The organism is Sphingomonas sp., assembly GCF_036269755.1.
Classification (GTDB): domain Bacteria; phylum Pseudomonadota; class Alphaproteobacteria; order Sphingomonadales; family Sphingomonadaceae; genus Sphingomonas.
This window is the reverse complement of sequence record NZ_DATBDV010000023.1, coordinates 1-18,036: the sequence shown is the minus strand read 5'-3', so window position 1 is coordinate 18,036 and position 18,036 is coordinate 1. Positions and strand designations below refer to the sequence as shown.

The window sequence follows — 18,036 nt, the reverse complement described above, 5'->3', positions numbered from 1 at the left end:
ATGCGCGGTAGAACGCCTCTGTTGATCGCTGCGCTGTTGCTGACTGCCGCCGCCCCGGTAGCGGCGTCCGCGACGGCCGTGCCGCTGTCGGGGCTCGGCCGGTTCCAGGGTTGGCGCGACAATGCGCTGATCGGCTACGGGCTGGTGACGGGGCTCGCCGGTTCCGGCGATACGCGCCGCAACGGCTTTACCCGCCAAGCGCTCAAGAACGTGCTCGGCCGCCTCGGCACCAGCGTCGGCGAGGACGACATCAACAGCCGCAACGTCGCGGTGGTGATCGTCACCGCGACCTTGCCGGCATCGGCCAATGTCGGCGACCGGCTGACCGTCACGGTATCGTCGATCGGCGACGCGCGCAGCCTCGCCGGCGGCACCTTGCTGATGACTCCGCTGATGGGCCCCGACCAGCACGTCTACGCGCTGGCGCAGGGCGCGCTGCTCGCCGGCGGCTACGATTTCAAGAGCGACCTCAACCGCGAACAGCGCAACTATCCGACCACCGCGATGCTCGAAGCCGGCGCGACGGTGGAGACCGCAGTCGATGCGCAACTGCTCGCCGCCGACGGCACCGTCGGGTTCGTCTTGAGCGAGCCGAGCTTCGAGGGCGCCGAGCGCGTTGCCGAAGCGGTGAATATGCAATTCGGGCCGGGCGCGGCATCGGTCAAGAATGCCGATGAGGTGCGCATCGCGTTTCGCGGCGACCGCGACCAGTTCGCGCCGTTCATGGCGCGGCTCGAAAACCTCGCGGTCGAGCCGGCGCGGGTACCGCGTATCGTCATCAACGAACGCACCGGCACGATCGTCGCGGGCGGCGACGTTCGCATTTCGAGCGTGGTGATCGCGCAAGGCGACCTCAAGGTCACGATCACCGGCGAGCGGACGGCATCGCAGCCCAATTTCGCCAACGGCTTCGCCAGCGATATGCCCGGCGTGTCGAGCCTGGTCGTCGCCAACACCAAGCTGACCGTCGAGGATCGCAAGCGCGACACCGTCGTCAGCTTCCCCAACACCACCGTCGCCGATCTCGTCCAGGGCCTGTCGCGGGCCAAGGTCGACACGCGCGGCATCATCAGCGTGCTCCAGGCGGTCAAGGCCGCAGGCGCGCTCCACGCCTCCATCCTCGTGCAATAAGGTCGCTTTCCGTTGGATCCAGTCTCCGCCGCCTTGATCACAAAGTCGCTCGACGGGCTCGCGCTTCGGCTCGACGTCACCGCGTCGAACATCGCCAACGCCAATTCGCGCAATTTCCGTCCGTCGCAGGTGAGCTTCGAGGACAGCCTGCGCACCGCCGCGAACCAGGGCCTCGACGCGATCGCCGCGGTCAAGCCGCGGGTCGAGCCGATGGCGGCCGGCCGGTTCGGCGATGAGCCCCGCACCGACCTCGAGCTCGACACCGCAACGGCGACTGCGGGCCGCTACTCGGCGCTGGTCGAGATACTCGGCCGCGAACTCGACATTTCACGCACCGTCATCCGCGGCGGCCAGCAATGAGCGATGCGATGGCAATCAGCCGCTCGGGGCTCGACGTCGAGTGGCAGCGCCTCCAGGTGATTGCGCAGAACCTCGCCAACATGGACACCAGCCGGACGGCATCGGGCGATCCGTATCGGCCGATGCGGCTCGTCTCCGGCCCCGACCAGAGCTTCGCCGCCGCGCTCGCGCAGAAGGGTGCCTCCGACGTGCCGGCGGCGGTGCGAGTCATGGGAGTCGAAGCGATCCCGGGCGGCGTGAAGCGAGTGTACGATCCCAGCGATCCCGCGGCGGGTGCCGACGGCTTCGTCAGCCTGCCCGATATCGATCAGGCCTCCGAAATGACGCTGATGATCCGCGCCTCGCGGTCGTATGAGGCGAACCTGACCGCGCTTGCGATCGAGCGTCAGATGTTCTCGCGCGCGCTCGACCTGGGGCATGCGTCATGACCTCGATCGCCGCCATCGACAGCGTCCTCGCGACTGCGCCCGAACTGACCACGCTCGGCCCCGCCGTTGTGGCACCGGCGCAGCCAGTGTCGGGGGCCAGCTTCGGCGATATCCTCGCTGCCGGAATGCAGGGCGTGGAGAACAAGCTCGCCACCGCCGACGACCTCATCAAGCGCTTCACGCTCGATCAGAACGTGCCGATCCACCAGGTGACGTACGCGCTCGAGCAAGCGCGGCTGTCGGTAGAGCTGGCGATGCAAGTGCGCGGACGGCTGCTCGACGGCTACCGCGAAATCATGAACATGCAACTCTGAGCGCGGGTCTGACCAGTGAGTGAAGACGTCCCCGCCCGGCGCGTGCCGATCCGCCTGATCGCGATAGTGTTTGTCGGCATGTTCGGCATGCTGGCGCTCGGCTACGTGATGTTTCTGCGCCCGGCCTATGTGCCGGTGTTCAGCAACTTGCGTCCCGCCGACGCCGCGGCGGTGGTCGCGCAGCTCGACGCCAAGAGCATCGCCTATCGGCTGGGCGATGGCGGCACGACGATCACGGTCCCCGCCGACCAGGCCGACCAGGCGCGGCTGGCGATCGCCGGCTCGGATGTGGCGTTGAAGGGCGGCGTCGGGTTCGAGCTGTTCAACAAGTCCGACATGGGGCTGACCGACTTCGCGCAACGGATCAACTATCAGCGCGCGCTGCAGGGCGAGCTCGAACGTACCATCATGATGATGGACGAGGTCGAGACTGCGCGAGTCCATCTCGCGATGCCCGAACGCGCGCTGTTTCGCAGCGAGCGCAACCCGGCCAAGGCCGCGATCGAGTTGATCGCCAAGCCGGGGCGCCAGCTCGACGGCGATCGCGTCGCCGGTATCCAGCGGCTGGTCGCGTTCGCGGTGCCCGATCTCGCCCCCGCCGACGTCGTCGTGCTCGACGGCGACGGTCGCGTGCTCAGCGAGTCGAGCAGCGAGGACGCCTTCCTGTCGCCCGACGCCGAGGAGCAACAGGGGGTGCAGCGTTACTATCGTGCCCGCGCGCGCGCTGCGCTCGAGCCGGCCTTCCCCGGCCTTGCGATGGACGTGAAGGTGCTCGTGCTCGGCAAGAGCGACGCCGCGCCGCCGACCCCCGCAGCAACACCCACACCCGATGCCGCCAAGCCGGCGGCTCGCAGCTTTCGGTTGCGCATCATCGTGGCGACCGCCGCGCCGCTTAGCCAGGAGCAGACGGCGACCGCCCGCGGTCTCGTCGCCACTGCCGTCGGGCTGGACGAAGCGTCGGGCGACGAATTGGCGTTCGAGGTCGGGATCGGCCCGTCCGGCGCCACCGCGGGCCCGCCGCTACCCAGTGCGGCAGCGAGCATTGCGCCGACGGCCGCGCGGCCGCCGAGCGACAGTGCGTGGAGCTATTGGCTGGTCGCGATTGCGGTCGGGATTGCGGCACTGTTGTTGATCGTGCCGCGCCTGGCCGGGCCGCGCCCGCGCCTGACGCGCGAGGAGCGCGACGCAATGGTCGACCGCATTCGCGCTGCGCTCGGCGAGCCGGAGGCGCTCCATGCCGGCTGACTCGATCGCCAGCGTCGCGCGCGACCTCGCCTCGCTCGCCGCGAGCGACCGCCGCGCGATCCTTGCCGCGCTCGCGCGGGAGGACCGCGATCGGCTACGCGCGGCGATGCGGGGAGAGGCAGCGCCGGTTGCGCAAAATACCGGCGCCGCGAAACACTCGCCGTGGTTCGCTGCGCTGGTCGTGGCTGCGCGCGATCCGCAAGCGGAGGGCGCGCCGAGTGCCGCCGCGCGTGCCGCCTTGCTCGATGCCGTGGGAGCCGAGGCCGCGGTCGTGCCGCATGCCCCGGGGCGGTCGCTGCTGCAGGCGGCGGGCGGGTTGCTCGCCGGGGCGCGGGCGCGATGACCGGACTGATCAAGCGCGCTTCGGCCGGCGACGCGGCAATGCCGCTGCCGCGCCCGGCCACCGTCGCGGCGACCGACACGGAGACTCTGACGGTCGACCCGCGGATCGCCGAACTCGAGACCGAGGTCGCGCGGCTCCAGGCCGAACTTGCCGATGAGCGCCGTGCCGCGGCCGAGGCGATCGCCGTCGCACGGCTGGCGGGCCGCGGCGACGCGGCTGCGGATGACGAGGGGCGCACCGCTGCGGTCGAGCGCGGGCTGGGCGATGCGCTCGCGGCGTGGACCGATCGCCTGGCCGAGATCGACCGGCTCGCAGTGATGCTGGCGCGCACCGCGCTTGCGAAGGTGTTCGGCGACGACGACGACCGCGCCGACCGCGTGGCGCGAACGATCGCGCATCATCTTGGCCGGCTCGGCGAGCAGGCGGTGATCGGCGTCCGGGTGAGCGCCGCCGATTTCGCCGACGAGCAGCTCGCCGCCCTCGACAGCGCCCGGGGCCGCGTGGCGACCGATGCGGTGCTCGCTGCCGGCGAATGCCGTATCGACCTCAAGCTTGGCGCGATCGACGTCGATCCGGCTTTGCAATGGGTGGTGCTCGACCGCGCGCTCGCCGAGCTGGAGCGGGCGGCATGAAGCCGCACCGCTTCCTCGACCAGCTGCGCGATGTCGAGACCGCGCCGCTCTATGGGCATGTCGAAGAACTCGCCGCCGGCCTCGTCCGCGCGAGCGGCCCGGCGGCGCGGCTCGGCCAATTGTGCGAGATCGGATTGAGCGATGGCCGTACGACTCCGGCCGAAGTCGTCGCGGTCAGCGAACGCGGCATCACGCTGATCCCGCTCGAACTCGATGTCAGCCTGGCGCTTGGCGCGCGCGTGACGGCGACTCCGCACGACCGGCGGATGCTCGCGGGCGATGGCTTTGCGGGCCGCGCGGTCGACGCGCTCGGTCGGCCGATCGACGGCGCGGGGCCGGTTGCCGGCGGCGTCAGCCATATCTCCGCCGAGGTGTCGGCGCTCGACCGAGTCAATCCGGCGACCGTGATGGCAACCGGGGTGCGCGCGATCGACGGGCTGCTGACGCTCGGCGTCGGCCAACGCATCGGCATCTTCGCGGCCAGCGGCGTCGGCAAGACCAGCCTGATCGAGCAACTCGCCGCGCAGATCGACTGCGACCGTTGCATCCTGTGCCTCGTCGGCGAGCGCGGGCGCGAAGTGTCGGGGCTGTGGGACATGGCGCAGGCGACCGCTGCGCCCGAACGCTTTACCCTCGTCGCAGCAACATCCGACGAGAGCCCGGTGATGCGCGCGCGCGCAGTCGACCAGGCGCTGGCACTCGCCGATCACTGGCGCGCGCGCGGCGAGCATGTCGTGTTGATGCTCGATTCGATTACGCGGCTGGCGATGGCGCTGCGCGAGATCGGGCTGGCGGCGGGTGCCCCGCCGACAGTGCGGGCCTATACGCCCAACGTGTTCGCCGCGCTGCCGCGGATCGTCGAGCGCTGCGGTGCGGTGCGCGGCGGCGGCGCGATCACGGCCATCATGACCGTCCTGAGCGAGACCGACGATGTCGACGATCCGATCGTCGAGGTGATGAAGTCGCTGCTCGACGGACATATCGTGCTGTCGCGACTGCTCGCCGACCAGGGGCATTTTCCCGCGATCGACATCGTGCGCAGCGTCAGCCGCCAGGCCGCGCGGCTGGTCGAACCCGACCATCTGGCGCTGATGCGCAACGCCGTCGGCCTGCTCGCCGCCTATGACGAGAACCGCGTGATGATCGAAAGCGGCGTCTATCGCGCGCGGTCGAACGAGCGCATCGACGCGGCGATCGCGGCGCGTGCGGCGCTCGCCGGCTTCCTGCGCCAGCCCAACGACGAAGCGGTCGCCCCGGCGGCGACGCTGGCTTCACTGCGCACGGTGCCGTCATGAGCGCGCGCCGCCGCCTCGGCCAGGTTCGCGAACTCGCAGCGTTGCAGCGCGCCGAACGCGACGCCGCGAGCGGCGATGTCGCCGACGCGCGCGCAAGAGAAACCGTGGCGCTCGCCGAGGCCGAGATTGCGTCCGCTCGCGTCGGCGATATCGCGGCGCGATGGTATGAAGCGACCGCCGCGGCCTTGCTCGATCCAGACACCAGCGCTGCGATCGGCCGACTGCTGATCCAGGCCGAAACCGCGGCGGATGCCGGCGCGCAAGCGGCGGACGTGGCGACGCGGCGCCACGATGCCGCGATCGATCGCTGGCGCGGCCTCGATGCCCGCGATCGGGCGACGCATCGCGTTGCCGAGGATCTCGGCCGGCGAGTCGCTCGGCACCGCGAGGAGGCGGCGCTCGCGACGCTTGCCGACCGCACCACCGCAAGCTGGAGACGGCGATGACCGGAATATCGACCGCGCTGTCAACGCTTCCGTTCCCGCTCGCACCCGATCGCTCTTCGCCCGGCGTGCCGGATGCCGGCGCCGGCGGGCCGTCGTTCGCCGACATGCTGGCCAGCGTTCTCGACAGAGCGCTGACGGGCGGGGATGGCGGCAGCGACGACCGGCTGCCGGGCAGTACGATGCGATCCTCGGTCGAGATGTTCGACCAGCACGGTTTCTTCGCGGGCGTTGCTCCCCCCGTCCCGGGCACAGCCGACGCGCCGGACCGGCCGCGGCTGGTAAGCGACCTGCCGCGGTCGCAACCCGTGTCCTCGCCCATCCAGCTCCCGATTACGGCCATTTCGCCGTCTGGCGCCGCGGCGGTGACCGAGCAGGAAACGTCGTCGATCGCGAGCGCGGCGCTGCCCGAACGCTCGGCCGCGGAGTCCGCATCGGCGGCGCCGGCGGTCGTTGCCGCGCGATCCGAGCCGGGTGCGATCGAAGCGACCGCCGTGCCCGTGCCGCTCGCCGTGAGCAGGGGGCGATTGCCGGGATCGCCTAAGCCAACGCTGCCCGCAGCCGGTCGCACCGCACCGAATCGGCCAGCCTCCGAAGCGGCGTCACGGGTCAAGGTCGCGATCGATCGCACCGACGCGGGGGTCGCCGTGTCGGTCACCGCCGATGCAGGGGCCACGATCGATCATGGTGCCGTTCACGAAGCGGTGGCGCAGATGCTTGCGCGCCACGGCCTCGTGCTCAGCGAATTACGAGTCAACCGGCGCGGCGGCCCCGACGCACAAGGAAAGGGATGACATGCAGGCGATATCCGCCACCACGCCCGTCGCCGCGACCACGGCAGATGCGGCGTCCACCAGCAACTCCGCGACCAGCGCGTTCGGGCTAAGCTTCGAATCGCTGCTCAAGATCGTCCTGACTCAGCTGACTTATCAGGATCCGCTCAAGCCCGTCGACAATTTCGAATTCGTGTCGCAGCTCGCGCAATTCTCGCAAATTCAGCTCGGCCAGACGACTAACGACAAGCTCGGTGCGCTGGTCTCGGCGCAATCGACGATGCAGGCCGCCGGGTTGCTCGGCCGCACCGTCGACATCCCATCGGGCGCCGCGGTGATCTCGGGCACCGTCACCGCGATCAGCTTCGACAACGGCGATCCGCAGATCACCATCAAGACCGGGGACGGTCAGACCATTTCGGGTCTGTCGCTCGCCGCCGTCTCCCAGATTCGAGAAGGAAACTGACATGTTCGGATCGATCTATATCGGGCTTAGCGGGCTCGCCGCCTATTCGCGCGGGCTTCAGCAGATCAGCAACAACGTCGCCAATCTGAACTCGCAGGGGTTCAAGGGATCGACCGTCAGCTTCGAGAACGTGCTGGGCGCCAACGGGCGATCGAACGGCGGCTATAGCGATACCGCCGGCAACGGCGTGCGCAACGGGACCAGCCGTCTCGACTTCGCGCAGGGTGAGCTGCGCCAGACCGACCGCGACCTCGACCTCGCGATCCAGGGCAACGGGCTGATGATGCTGATGCGCGGCAACGACGTCGCCTATACCCGCACCGGCAGCTTCGAGGTCGACAAGCAGGGCTTCATCGTCCTGTCGGGAACAGACTGGCGGCTGGCAACGCTCGACGCGGCCGGGCAGCCGCAGACCTTGTCGGTCGATACGTCGCGGACCAGCCCGCCGCAGGCAACGACCAAGGTGGTGTTCTCCGACAACCTCTCGTCGAGCGCGACCAGCGCGGTTACGGTCGGCAGCATCGCGGTCTATGACTCGACCGGCGCGAAGCACGTCTGGCAGGCCAAGTTCGAGAAGGACACGTCGGCGACCGCGACGCCGGGCAGCTGGACGGTCACCGTTACCGACGACCAGGGCGCGACGATCGGCACCCAGACGCTCAAGTTCCTGGGCGGCGCAGTCGACCCGTCGACTTCGACGCTGACCTTCACCGACGCCGCCTCGTCGACCAGCGTCGCATTCGATTTCTCGACCGGGGTCAGCTCGTATTCGGGCGGCGACGTATCGACGCTGCGTGCGGCGTCGACCGACGGATATGCCACAGGAACGTTCGCGACCCTGGGAGTCAACGACAAGGGGCAGGTCGAGATCGGCTATTCGAACGAGCAGAAGCAGCAGTTCGGATCGGTCGCGATCGCGGACTTCCGCGATACCTCGCAACTGACGCAGCAGGCCGGCGGACTGTTCACGGCGAGCGAGACCGCGCAACGCGATCTGCTGCCGAGCGGCGACACGCGCGTCGGCCAGGTGCAGTCGCGCCGGCTGGAGGCATCCAACGTCGATCTCACGCTCGAATTCTCCGACCTCATCCTCGTCCAGCGCGGGTTCCAGGCATCGTCGCAGATCATCAGCGTGACCAACGACATGATCCAGCAGCTGTTCGGCATCCGCGGGCAGGGGTGAACGCGGTGAGTGACGCGGCATGACCTTGCACCGTTCCTGGTTGCCGGCGGACGCCGTCGCGCGCGGGCTGCGCGACTTGCCGTTGCGCGCGGCAGTGCGCGGCTGGTCGGCGAAATGGTTCGCGCACGGCGCCGCCGATGTCGCGGGCGATCGCGTCGAGATCGCGCTGCGCGACCTCGACGCCGGCGCGGCCTGGACGATCGAAGGCGACATGGTGCTGAGCGCGGGCGAGGGTGCCCCGTCCGCCGTCGCCGCGCTGATGTACGGCACGCCGCCCGATCCCAACGCGTTGACCCCCGCCGATCGCGCGGCGCTGGAAGGTGCGGCCGACGCTTGCCTCGCCGATCTTCGCAAGCGCTTGAGTCGGGAACTCGGGCTCGACCGGCCGTGGCGATCCGGAACTGGCGATCCCGTGCCGCATGCCTGGTGGAAATTTCGCGTCGCGGCGGGAGGCGCCACGTTGCTGCGGATCGCGGTGAGCGAGGCGCTGGCCGTGCGCCATGTCCGTGCCGGCTTGCCGCCCGCCGATCCGCGCCCGGCGCCGCGGCGCATCGCGGCGGCGCTCGATCCGCAGCCGATCAGCGTGTCGGCACGCGTCGGCGCCGCGCGGCTGACCACCGGCGAGCTTGCCGCACTCGGCATCGGCGATCTGCTGGTGCTCGATCGAGCGCTTGGCGACCCGGCGAGCATTGCCGTCGATCATCGTCCGAAACCGCTCCATTGCACGATCGACCAGCAAGACGAGCGGCTTCGCCTCGTCGTCATATGACTCTTCAGAAAGGCAGACCAGCGCGCGTGCCCCAGACCAACACTGCAGCGACCAAGTCCGACACCACCCCTGCGCGTCCGCTCGCGGCGCGCATGATCGACGATGTCGAAGTCGAGATCGAAGCGTTCGTCGGCAACGCCCGGATGACCGTCGCGGAACTCGGCGCGCTGGCGGCGGAATCGGTGGTGACTCTCGACGCTCCGCTCAATCAGGCGGTCGAACTCAGGCTCAACGGCGTCGTCGTGGCGCATGGCGAACTGGTCGCGGTCGGCGACAAGTTCGGCGTGCGGCTGACCGAGCTGGCGGCGTGATCCTGTTCGCCGACCAGGTGGCCGGTCGGCTTGGCGGCGGCGGTGCGGTGGATGTGCCGCTCGGCCGAATCGTGTTTGCGTTCGTGCTGTGCATCGCGGTCGCGGGCCTCGCGATTCTGCTGATCCGTCAGCGCATGGGCAAGGCCGACCTCGCCGCCTGGTTGCGCGGCGTCGCGCCGCGCAAGGGTGCGATCGAGATCGTCGAGGTGCGCCGGATCGGGATGCACGCCGATATCGGGGTGGTGCGCTATGACGGGCAAGAGTTCCTGTTGCTGCTCCATGCCCAGCGGCCGCACGTCCTGCGCGAAGGTCCGGCCGCGCCCGACGTCGAGCGCACCCAGTGAGGAGAATCGCGGTGGCGGCCGCGCTGGCCGTTCTGTTCGCAGCGACACCCGCCTTGGCGGCGCCGGCACCGGCGTTGGCCGCGGCGGGGACGTCGGACGTGGTGCGCACGACGATGCTGCTGACCTTGCTCGCGGTACTGCCGGCGCTCCTGATCAGCATGACCAGCTTCGTCCGCATCGTCATCACGCTGTCGATGGTGCGTCACGCGTTCGGCATGCCCGAAACCCCGCCCAATCCGGTGCTGCTCAGCCTCGCCTTGTTCCTGACGGCCTTCTCGATGGGGCCGACGCTGACCACGCTGAACAGTCAGGCGCTGCAGCCGTTCCTCGCCGGCCGGATCGATGCGCAGCAGGCGATGACGCAGGGCACCGCACCGTTGCGGACCTTCATGCTCGCCCAGACTCGCGATTCGGACATCGCCGCGATCTACGCGATCGCGCGCACGCCCGTTCCGACGCGGCCCGACCAGGTCGAAATCCTCAAGCTCGCGCCTGCCTTCATCATGAACGAATTGCGCGTGTCGTTCACGATCGGGTTCGTCATCCTGCTGCCGTTCCTGCTGATCGACCTGGTGGTGTCGGCGATCCTGTTGTCGCTTGGCATGATGATGGTGCCCCCGGCGACGATATCGCTGCCGATCAAGCTGCTGATGTTCGTGCTGATCGACGGCTGGAGCCTGGTGATCCAAGGCGTTCTGGGCAGTTTCAGATGAAGCGCGAGCGAGAAACCGGCCTCGACATCGTGCTCGACCCGTCGCGCGCGGAAGCGTCGCTATGGCGCCGTGCCCGGTTCGAGGACGATGGCCGCTCGCGCGAAACCTTGTTCAATCGCTACGTCGTGCTCGCCCGATCGATCGCCGCGCGGCAGTTCCGCTGGCGCCGCCAGCCCGCCGACCGCGCCGATGCGGAACACTTCGCGTATGAAGGCCTGCTCCAGGCGCTCGACCGTTTCGACCCGCTTCAGGGCGTGCCGTTCGGCGCTTACGCCCGCCCGCGCATCACCGGCAGCGTCGCCGATGGCCTCAGCCAGATGAGCGATGTCGAGGCCCAGATCGGCCAGCGCCGAAGGCTCCGCCAGGAGCGACTGCGTTCGCTCTCGCCGACCGAACGCCAGCCGGCCGATCCGCTCGCCGCGCTCGCCGACCTTGCCGTCGACCTGGCGCTTGGGCTGATGCTCGAAGGGACGGGCATGCTAGTCGAGAGCGAGGAGGGGAGCGATACGCGGCCCAGCGCCTATGAGGGGCTGGCCTGGCACCAGACGCAGGTCGCGCTCGCCGACGCGATCGAACGCCTGCCCGACGCCGAGAACGCGGTGATCCGCCAGCACTACCATACCGGCCTCAGCTTCGCGCACGTCGCCGAATTGCTGCGGTTGAGCCGCGGTCGCGTATCCCAACTTCACAAGAGCGCGGTCGATCGCTTGCGGCGGCGGCTCCGGCACCATTAAAAGGGACGACAGCAATGACTCTTTGCGATGAAACCAGACTTGCCGATCTCATGACGGCGGTCGCATCCGACGACGGCGACGAGCTCGTGCTGGTCGACCGCGCGCTCGCGGATTTCCCCGCCGACCCGCGGCTGCATTTCCTGCGCGGGTCGCTCCTCGCCGGGATCGGGCGGCCGATCGAGGCGCTGGCATCGCTCAAGGCCGCGGTCGATCTCGCGCCCGACTTCGCGATCGCGCGGTTTCAGCTCGGCTTCTTTCAGCTCACTTCGGGCGAGGCGGCCGACGCATTGTCGACCTGGGGCCCGCTCGCCTTGCTCCCCGAGGGTCACTATCTGCGCACGTTCGTCGGCGGGCTGACCTATCTGATCCGCGACGAATTCCCGCAGGCGATCGAGCAACTGCGCCTCGGTATCGCCGCCAATGAAGAAAACCCGCCGCTCAATCGCGACATGCAGCTGATCATCGACCGCGTCGGGGAGATCGGCAGCGACGCGGGGACCGACGAGACGATGTCGGCGACCAGCCTGTTGCTCGGGCAATTTTCCGGCCGGCCCAACTGATGACGGGGATCGGCGCGACCGATCAGGTCCTGCTGCTGCTGCGCGAGCAATTGCAACGCAGCGACCGCGCGAAAGGCCGGGCGGCGACGCGCAAGGACGGGCGCCCGGCCACGCCGCAGCAGCGGATCGAGGCCCTCGCCGCCGTCGCCGATTTGCCCGAACGCGACTTCCGCCGCGCGTTGGTCCGCAGTCTGTTGAGCGAGCGGCTCGGCGCCGAACTGGTCGCCGACCCAGCGTTCGAGACGGTGACGGGCGAGGTGCTCAAGATGATCGAGGATTCGGACGAGACTCGCGCGTTGCTCGACCGGGTGACGCAGGATTTCCGCGCGGGTTAGTGTAGCGACCCTCGCTGGGTTCCGATCCGCGCGAGCGCTTGCGCGATCGTGCGCCCGCTGTCGCCGAGCGGGGTGGTGAGCGCTCGCTCGATAATCGCCTGGCTCTTCGCGGCATCGCCGTCGCCCGCGCTCAGCATCGCCATTGCCAGTGCCGCCGAATAGCATTGGCGATCGAGCCTTAGCGCGACTTGCGTTCGCTCGCGCGCGCTTGGCAAATCGCCGTCGAGGATGTCGAGCACCGCGAGCGAGCCGTGGGTTTCGGCGAAGGTCGGATCGATCGCCAGCGCGCGGTCGAACCGCTCACGCGCGGCGGCGCGGTCGCCGTTGACGAAGTGCGCCCAGCCCGCCGCGATCCACGAGCCGAGATGGGTGCCGAACATTTCCGCGCCGCGGTCGATATCGGCGGGCGCCTCGGCGGCCTTGCCGGTCAAGAGATGCGCGAGCCCGCGGCCGATCCAGGCCCGCGGCACCTCGGGATTGCGGTCGATCGCGCGGTCGAACAGCGCTTCCGCCACCATCGGATCGTCCCCGTCGAGCGCGAGCGTGCCGAGCGTCGCGAGCGCGTCGGGGTGGTCGGGCGCGCGTTCGGCGCACGCCGCGGCCAGCGCCTCGTCCTCCATGTCGATCGCCAGCACCGCCATCGCGGCGTTGAGCTGGCGCGCGTCGGGATGGAGCGAAAGATAGTGCTTGCCGCGCTCGAACGCCTCTTCGAACTGACCGGTGCCGTGGAGCAGCTGGACGCGAAGCGCTGCGGCCTGGGGGAGCGCCTCCGCCGCGGCATCGTCGAGCGCTGCCAGCGCGCCGTCGTCGTCTTTCAGCGAAGCCCGCGACCAAGCGAGGTTGAACCGCACCGAGGGATCGTCGTGGCCGGCATCGAACAGGGCGGCGAACACGTCGGCGGCTCGGTCGAACCGTTTGGCCTGCATCGCTGCGAGCCCGGCAAGGTTGCGCTCGCGCGGTCCTGGCTCGGTCGACGCGGCGGCGCGGTCGAGCAACGCCATTGCCTCGTCGGGTCGTTGCGCGTCGATCGCCGCCTCGGCGGCATCGACCAACAGCGCGACATTGTCCGGATCGTGCGCCAGATAGCCGCTGAGCCGCTCGAACGTCGCCTCGCGCGCGGATTGGTCGGCCATCATTGTCCCTCCAGCTTCACGATATCGAACGATTTGAGGTTGATGCGCATCGGAATCTCGTTGACCGATACCACCGACAGCCGCGGGATGCTGCGCCGGGTGAACGCCTTGATGTGCCGGCGCAACTCGCCGCCGCACAGCAAGACCGGCGCACGCCCCTCCTTGTGCATCGCCTCCGCCATCGCCGACAGCCGCCGGATCAATCGCTCGGCGAGCCCCGGCTCGATCGGCAGTCCGCCATTTTGCGCCGCGCCGAGCCCGGAGGCGATCTGGTTTTCGATGCGGGGGTCGAGGCTCAGCACCGCAAGATCGGGATGGTCGCCGCGCAACTGGTTGCAGATCGCGTGGCTCATCCGCTGGCGGACCAGTTCGGTGAGCTCGACGGGATCGCGCTGGGTGCGGCCGAGATCGGCGAGATGTTCGAGGATCAGGTCGATATTGGCCACCGACACGCCTTCGGCGAGCAAGTTCTGCAGCACGCGCTGGATGTCGGCGACGCCAAGGATCGTCGGGATCAGCTCTTCCACCAGGCCGGGCTGGCGCGTGCGAACATCCTCGATGAAGCGAGTCACGATCGGCCGCGTGAGGAGCGTCGCGATCTCCGTGGAGACGACCTCGCTGAACTGCGTGATCAACACCGTCGTCGGGTCGATCACGGTCAACCCGGCATCGCGTGCGGCCTGTTCGGCCGACGGTTCGATCCACTTGGCGGGCAGGCCGAAGCTCGGGTCGCTGGTAGCGATGCCGTCGACCGCCGGCGCCTGGCCCGGCGCTCCGATCGCGAGCAGCAGGTCGGGGCGTGCCTCGCCGACCGCGAAACGCGATCCGAACAGGCAGATCTCGTAATCGTGCGACCCGAGCGCCGGGCCATCGACGATCCGCACCTTGGGAAACGCGACGCCAAAGCGGCGCTCCTGGATCTGGCGCAGGCTTTCGATGCGGTCGAGCAGCACCGCTTCCTGGTTGCGCCAGGCGTCGGCGAGCGCTGCGCCGAGCCGGATGTCGATCGCCGGTGGACCCCCGCTGGGTTCGAGTGCGGCTTCCTCTGCGGCGGCCTGCTCGGCACCTTCCGATCGCCGCATCCGCCGCCATGCGAACACCGCCAGCAGCGCGATCGCCGCGATCGGCCATTTCGGCATTCCCGGCAGCAACAGCAGCAGCATCAGCACCCCAGTCACGATCAACGGGATTCGCGGCACCGAGGCGAGCTGCGCGAACACTTCGGTCGACAATTGGCGATCCGACGACGATCGCGTGACGATGATCCCGGTCGCGACCGAGATGATGAGGGCGGGGAGCTGCGCGGCGATGCCGTCGCCGATCGTCAGCAACGTGAAATGCTGCAGCGCCTCGTTCCATTCCATGCCGAGCTGGAGCACGCCGACGATCCACCCGGCGATGATGTCGATCAACAGGATGATGATCCCAGCGATCGCATCGCCCTTCACGAACTTCGACGCGCCATCCATCGCGCCGTAGAAGCTCGCCTCGCGCTCGAGTTCGCGGCGGCGGCGGATCGCTTCGGTCTGATCGATCAACCCCATATTGAGGTCGGCGTCGATGCTCATCTGCGCGCCCGGCATCGAATCGAGCGTGAAGCGTGCTGCGACTTCGGACACGCGCTGCGCACCCGAGGTGACTACGATGTACTGGACCACGACCAGGATCGAGAACACCACCAGCCCGACGACGAAATTGCCCTGCACCGCGAACGTGCCGATCGATCCGATCACCTGGCCGGCGCTCGATCCGGTCAGGATCAGCCGGGTCGCCGCGACGTTGAGCGACAGGCGATAGAGCGTCGCGACCAGCAGCAGCGACGGAAAGGTCGAGAATTCGACCGGCTTGGCGACGTAGAAGGTCAGCAGCAGGATCGTCAGCGCCAGCCCGAAATTGGCGATTATCGACAAATCGAGCATCGCCGGCGGGATCGGCGCGAACAGGATCACCAGGATCAGGAAGATCGCGGCGACCAGCAACAAGTCGCGATTGTTGCGCAACAAACGATCAAGCACGCGCCGTCACCCCCAGCTTGAAATACAATTCCGCCACCGCGTGGAAATGCTGCGGCGCGATCTCTCGCCCCATCTCGCCGTCGCGGAACAAGGCTCGCGCCAGCCGGCGCGATTCGATGATCGGAATGCCGTGGCGCGCAGCCGCGGCCCTGAGCTGCAAAGCGTGACGGTCGGCGCCCTTGGCGGTCACCACCGGCGCGCCGCCGGCATCGCGCGCGTAAGCGAGCGCGACGGCATAATGGCGCGGATTGACCACCAGCATGTCGGAGCCGGGGAGGTTGCCCAGGCCCTGCGACTGCTTGGCGAACTGCGCGTGCGCCTGCTTGCGCTTGGCGCGCAGCCGCGGGTCGCCCTCGCGCTCGCGATGCTCGCGAGTCACGTCGCGCCGGCTCATCCGCATCTGCTTGGCGAATTCGCCGCGCGCCAGCACCTGGTCGACCACCGCCAGCCCCGCCGCCGCGAGGATGAACAGCAGGATCATCCGCATCGCCGCATGGTCGAGCGTGTCGGCAAGCCGCGACGCGTCGGTGATTCGCATGCCCGCGCCCGCGAGCGCCGCGCGGATCGCGAGAATCGCGATCGTCGTATAGATGGTCATCTTGAGGATGCTCTTGATCGCCTGCTTGAGCATCTGTGCCGAGAACAGCCGCTTCAATCCCTTGGCGGGGTTGAGCCGGCTGAAGTCGGGCGTCAGCGGGGTCGCGCTGAACACCAGCCCGCGCAGCTGGACGATTTCGACCGCCAGGATCACCGCGACCACCGTGCAGCCGAACAGGACGACCGGTCGAAGCACCGGCCACAGGCTGTCGGCGGCGAGCGCGGTGGCGGACCCGGGATCGCCCGCCGCGACGATCCCGCTGGTCAGCGCGCGGCGCATCGCCACCGCGAGTACCGCGATCAGTTTGCCCCCCGCGATGATCACGAACGCGGCGAGCCCGATCAGTCCGGCGACGAATCCGAGATCGAGCCCGCGCGCGACCATGCCCTTTTGCCGCGCCTGCTTGAGCTTGAACGGCGTCGCGGCCTCGGTGCGGTTCTGTTCCTGGCCCTCCGCCATGTCAGCGTGCCATCACCAGCTGCGGTGCCGCTTCAAGTGCGGTGCGCAGCAATCGCAGGAACAGCCCGCCCGCCAGTGCTACCGCCGCGGGCAACAGCGCAAGCACCATCAGCCCCTTCACCTGAAACCCGAGCAGCATGACGTTCATCTGCGGCAGCGTGCGCGACATGAACGCGATGGCGAGGTCGGCGAGAAACAGTGCGAGCATGATCGCGCCGCCGAGCCCGCACGCGATCACGAACGCGCTCGACAGATAGCCGAGCAAGCGCGGCAGGTCGCCGCCGAGCGCGCCGGTGCCGAGCGGCACCGCCTGGACCGACGCCGCCCAGATCGCGAGCAGGTCGGCGGGTCCGTCGCTGGCGAAGAAGATCGCGGCGGCGGCATAGGCGAACACCGTGCCGATCAGCGGCATCTGGCTCTTGGTCGTGGGATCGACCAGCACCGCGAGCCCGAAGCCCGCCTGAATGTCGAGCGCGCGCCCGACCGTCAGCAACGCGGCGAACGCGAATTGCAGCGACAGCGCCAGCCCGACGCCGAGCATCAGCTCGCTGACCGCCGCCCAGGCCAGCCCGCTCGCGCGATAATCGCTCTGCCACGTCGCCGCCGGATTTGCGCCGACCAGCCACGCGGCGAGCGCGATCGAAAGCATCACGCGGACGATCGCGGGTACGCGCAAGAGCGTGAACGGCTCGGCAAAGGCGAAAGCAGGCACCAGCCGCAGCGTCAGCAGCAGCACGGCCATCGCCTGGTCGGTCAGCGCGATCATCGCAAGGATCAGCGGGCGAGGGCGGGGATCAGCGCATAGAGCGCGGTGGCGAAACCGGTCACGCGCCCGAGCATCCACGGCCCGATCGCGATCAGCATGACGGCCGCCACCAAGATCTTCGGGACGTAGCTCAGCGTTATTTCCTGCAGCTGCGTGGTCACTTGAAACACGCTGATCACCAGCCCGACCAGCAAGGTCGCGATCAGTACCGGTCCCGCCACCAGCAAGCTGTTCCACAACATATCGTTGAGCAGGCTGAGTGCCCGATCGCCGCCCATAAGTCCCCCTGATGAAAAGCCGCGCCGGCACGTGCGACTCTGTCCCGAATCGGGACACTAGTCATGGCGGGCGCGATTCGCACGCGAGAATCGATCGCCGACGAAATAATTCTAAACTTTCGGCAATTCGTTCGGACAAGCCTGTCAGAGGCGGGCGCGGGCCCGTCTCCTGCATCGCAGGGGACGTGACGGAAATGGTCGAAATTTTCACCGGGGCAGGCGCGGGGCTGGAGCGCGGATCGGCCAATGTGCTGGGCGCGGCGGGGTTGCTCGGGTCGGGGTCGATCGGGCGATCGGGCGAGCAGGCCTTGCTCAACGCCGCGACCGGCAACCTGGTGATCCAGCAGCAAGACGAGATGCTGGTCGGTCAGGGCCCCGACGATGCCATCGTGCGGACCTATAACAGCC

At 68.8% G+C, this 18,036-nt stretch carries 25 protein-coding genes; 20 read left to right on the top strand and 5 right to left on the bottom strand.

Features of this window, described 5'->3' with window-relative positions; genetic code table 11:
• Genes VH326_RS14810 through VH326_RS14720 form a run of 19 tightly spaced genes read left to right on the top strand, consistent with a single transcriptional unit; the run spans nucleotide 1 to nucleotide 12,379 of the window.
• A complete protein-coding gene (locus VH326_RS14810; protein ID WP_329632612.1) occupies nucleotides 1-1,131 on the top strand; it encodes a flagellar basal body P-ring protein FlgI in 1,131 nt (376 codons plus the stop codon).
• 12 nt (nucleotides 1,132-1,143) lie between these two features.
• On the top strand, nucleotides 1,144-1,491 hold the full coding sequence (locus VH326_RS14805; protein WP_329632611.1) for a flagellar basal body rod protein FlgB: 348 nt from the start codon (nucleotides 1,144-1,146) through the stop codon (nucleotides 1,489-1,491).
• Nucleotides 1,488-1,919 carry a flagellar basal body rod protein FlgC gene (gene flgC / locus VH326_RS14800; RefSeq protein ID WP_329632610.1) on the top strand — a complete coding sequence of 144 codons (432 nt, stop codon included), beginning with the start codon at nucleotides 1,488-1,490 and terminating at the stop codon, nucleotides 1,917-1,919. The genes VH326_RS14805 and flgC overlap by 4 nt, the downstream gene beginning before the upstream one ends.
• Nucleotides 1,916-2,233, top strand: coding sequence for a flagellar hook-basal body complex protein FliE (locus VH326_RS14795; RefSeq protein ID WP_329632609.1), 318 nt, complete (start codon nucleotides 1,916-1,918; stop codon nucleotides 2,231-2,233). The genes flgC and VH326_RS14795 overlap by 4 nt, the downstream gene beginning before the upstream one ends.
• Before the next feature lie 15 nt (nucleotides 2,234-2,248).
• The gene (gene fliF, locus VH326_RS14790; protein WP_329632608.1) at nucleotides 2,249-3,478 is read left to right on the top strand and encodes a flagellar basal-body MS-ring/collar protein FliF; all 1,230 of its coding nucleotides are present in this window, start codon (nucleotides 2,249-2,251) and stop codon (nucleotides 3,476-3,478) included.
• Complete coding sequence (locus VH326_RS14785) at nucleotides 3,468-3,821, top strand: hypothetical protein (protein WP_329632607.1); 354 nt, start codon at nucleotides 3,468-3,470, stop codon at nucleotides 3,819-3,821. The genes fliF and VH326_RS14785 overlap by 11 nt, the downstream gene beginning before the upstream one ends.
• Nucleotides 3,818-4,453 (top strand): hypothetical protein, encoded by a 636-nt coding sequence (locus tag VH326_RS14780; RefSeq protein WP_329632606.1) that lies wholly within the window; start codon nucleotides 3,818-3,820, stop codon nucleotides 4,451-4,453. Before VH326_RS14785 ends, VH326_RS14780 begins: the two co-directional genes overlap by 4 nt.
• Nucleotides 4,450-5,748 (top strand): FliI/YscN family ATPase, encoded by a 1,299-nt coding sequence (locus tag VH326_RS14775; RefSeq protein WP_329632605.1) that lies wholly within the window; start codon nucleotides 4,450-4,452, stop codon nucleotides 5,746-5,748. Before VH326_RS14780 ends, VH326_RS14775 begins: the two co-directional genes overlap by 4 nt.
• Complete coding sequence (locus VH326_RS14770) at nucleotides 5,745-6,194, top strand: hypothetical protein (protein WP_329632604.1); 450 nt, start codon at nucleotides 5,745-5,747, stop codon at nucleotides 6,192-6,194. The genes VH326_RS14775 and VH326_RS14770 overlap by 4 nt, the downstream gene beginning before the upstream one ends.
• Nucleotides 6,191-6,985 (top strand): hypothetical protein, encoded by a 795-nt coding sequence (locus VH326_RS14765; protein ID WP_329632603.1) that lies wholly within the window; start codon nucleotides 6,191-6,193, stop codon nucleotides 6,983-6,985. Before VH326_RS14770 ends, VH326_RS14765 begins: the two co-directional genes overlap by 4 nt.
• Nucleotide 6,986: 1 nt before the next feature.
• Nucleotides 6,987-7,430, top strand: coding sequence for a flagellar hook assembly protein FlgD (locus tag VH326_RS14760; protein ID WP_329632602.1), 444 nt, complete (start codon nucleotides 6,987-6,989; stop codon nucleotides 7,428-7,430).
• A gap of 1 nt (nucleotide 7,431) precedes the next feature.
• Entirely contained in the window at nucleotides 7,432-8,613 is a 1,182-nt protein-coding gene (locus tag VH326_RS14755; protein ID WP_329632601.1) for a flagellar hook-basal body complex protein, read from the top strand.
• 19 nt (nucleotides 8,614-8,632) lie between these two features.
• Nucleotides 8,633-9,382: a FliM/FliN family flagellar motor switch protein gene (locus VH326_RS14750; protein ID WP_329632600.1), complete on the top strand. Its 750-nt coding sequence runs from the start codon at nucleotides 8,633-8,635 to the stop codon at nucleotides 9,380-9,382.
• Complete coding sequence (locus VH326_RS14745; protein WP_329632599.1) at nucleotides 9,379-9,693, top strand: FliM/FliN family flagellar motor switch protein; 315 nt, start codon at nucleotides 9,379-9,381, stop codon at nucleotides 9,691-9,693. The genes VH326_RS14750 and VH326_RS14745 overlap by 4 nt, the downstream gene beginning before the upstream one ends.
• Nucleotides 9,690-10,037 carry a hypothetical protein gene (locus VH326_RS14740; RefSeq protein ID WP_329632598.1) on the top strand — a complete coding sequence of 116 codons (348 nt, stop codon included), beginning with the start codon at nucleotides 9,690-9,692 and terminating at the stop codon, nucleotides 10,035-10,037. Before VH326_RS14745 ends, VH326_RS14740 begins: the two co-directional genes overlap by 4 nt.
• Before the next feature lie 11 nt (nucleotides 10,038-10,048).
• Nucleotides 10,049-10,750, top strand: coding sequence for a flagellar type III secretion system pore protein FliP (fliP, locus tag VH326_RS14735; RefSeq protein WP_329632597.1), 702 nt, complete (start codon nucleotides 10,049-10,051; stop codon nucleotides 10,748-10,750).
• Complete coding sequence (locus VH326_RS14730; RefSeq protein WP_329632596.1) at nucleotides 10,747-11,484, top strand: sigma-70 family RNA polymerase sigma factor; 738 nt, start codon at nucleotides 10,747-10,749, stop codon at nucleotides 11,482-11,484. Before fliP ends, VH326_RS14730 begins: the two co-directional genes overlap by 4 nt.
• Nucleotides 11,485-11,534: 50 nt before the next feature.
• Nucleotides 11,535-12,044 carry a hypothetical protein gene (locus VH326_RS14725; protein WP_329632595.1) on the top strand — a complete coding sequence of 170 codons (510 nt, stop codon included), beginning with the start codon at nucleotides 11,535-11,537 and terminating at the stop codon, nucleotides 12,042-12,044.
• On the top strand, nucleotides 12,044-12,379 hold the full coding sequence (locus VH326_RS14720) for a hypothetical protein (protein ID WP_329632594.1): 336 nt from the start codon (nucleotides 12,044-12,046) through the stop codon (nucleotides 12,377-12,379). The genes VH326_RS14725 and VH326_RS14720 overlap by 1 nt, the downstream gene beginning before the upstream one ends.
• Here VH326_RS14720 and VH326_RS14715 read toward each other — a convergent pair.
• Genes VH326_RS14715 through VH326_RS14695 form a run of 5 tightly spaced genes read right to left on the bottom strand, consistent with a single transcriptional unit; the run spans nucleotide 12,376 to nucleotide 17,628 of the window.
• Nucleotides 12,376-13,512, bottom strand: a complete 1,137-nt coding sequence (locus tag VH326_RS14715; protein ID WP_329632593.1) for a tetratricopeptide repeat protein — start codon at nucleotides 13,510-13,512, stop codon at nucleotides 12,376-12,378. The two genes, VH326_RS14720 and VH326_RS14715, sit on opposite strands and share 4 nt — an antisense overlap.
• Nucleotides 13,512-15,527 carry a flagellar biosynthesis protein FlhA gene (locus VH326_RS14710; RefSeq protein WP_329632592.1) on the bottom strand — a complete coding sequence of 672 codons (2,016 nt, stop codon included), beginning with the start codon at nucleotides 15,525-15,527 and terminating at the stop codon, nucleotides 13,512-13,514. The genes VH326_RS14715 and VH326_RS14710 overlap by 1 nt, the downstream gene beginning before the upstream one ends.
• Nucleotides 15,520-16,584: an EscU/YscU/HrcU family type III secretion system export apparatus switch protein gene (locus tag VH326_RS14705; RefSeq protein WP_329632591.1), complete on the bottom strand. Its 1,065-nt coding sequence runs from the start codon at nucleotides 16,582-16,584 to the stop codon at nucleotides 15,520-15,522. Before VH326_RS14705 ends, VH326_RS14710 begins: the two co-directional genes overlap by 8 nt.
• Before the next feature lies 1 nt (nucleotide 16,585).
• Nucleotides 16,586-17,350 carry a flagellar biosynthetic protein FliR gene (locus tag VH326_RS14700; protein ID WP_329632590.1) on the bottom strand — a complete coding sequence of 255 codons (765 nt, stop codon included), beginning with the start codon at nucleotides 17,348-17,350 and terminating at the stop codon, nucleotides 16,586-16,588.
• 8 nt (nucleotides 17,351-17,358) lie between these two features.
• Nucleotides 17,359-17,628: a flagellar biosynthetic protein FliQ gene (locus VH326_RS14695; RefSeq protein WP_329632589.1), complete on the bottom strand. Its 270-nt coding sequence runs from the start codon at nucleotides 17,626-17,628 to the stop codon at nucleotides 17,359-17,361.
• 194 nt (nucleotides 17,629-17,822) lie between these two features.
• On the opposite strand from VH326_RS14695, the gene VH326_RS14690 reads away from it, so the two are divergent.
• Nucleotides 17,823-18,036, top strand: a 214-nt coding sequence (locus VH326_RS14690) for a hypothetical protein (protein ID WP_329632425.1), incomplete at its 3' end; no start/stop codon positions are given.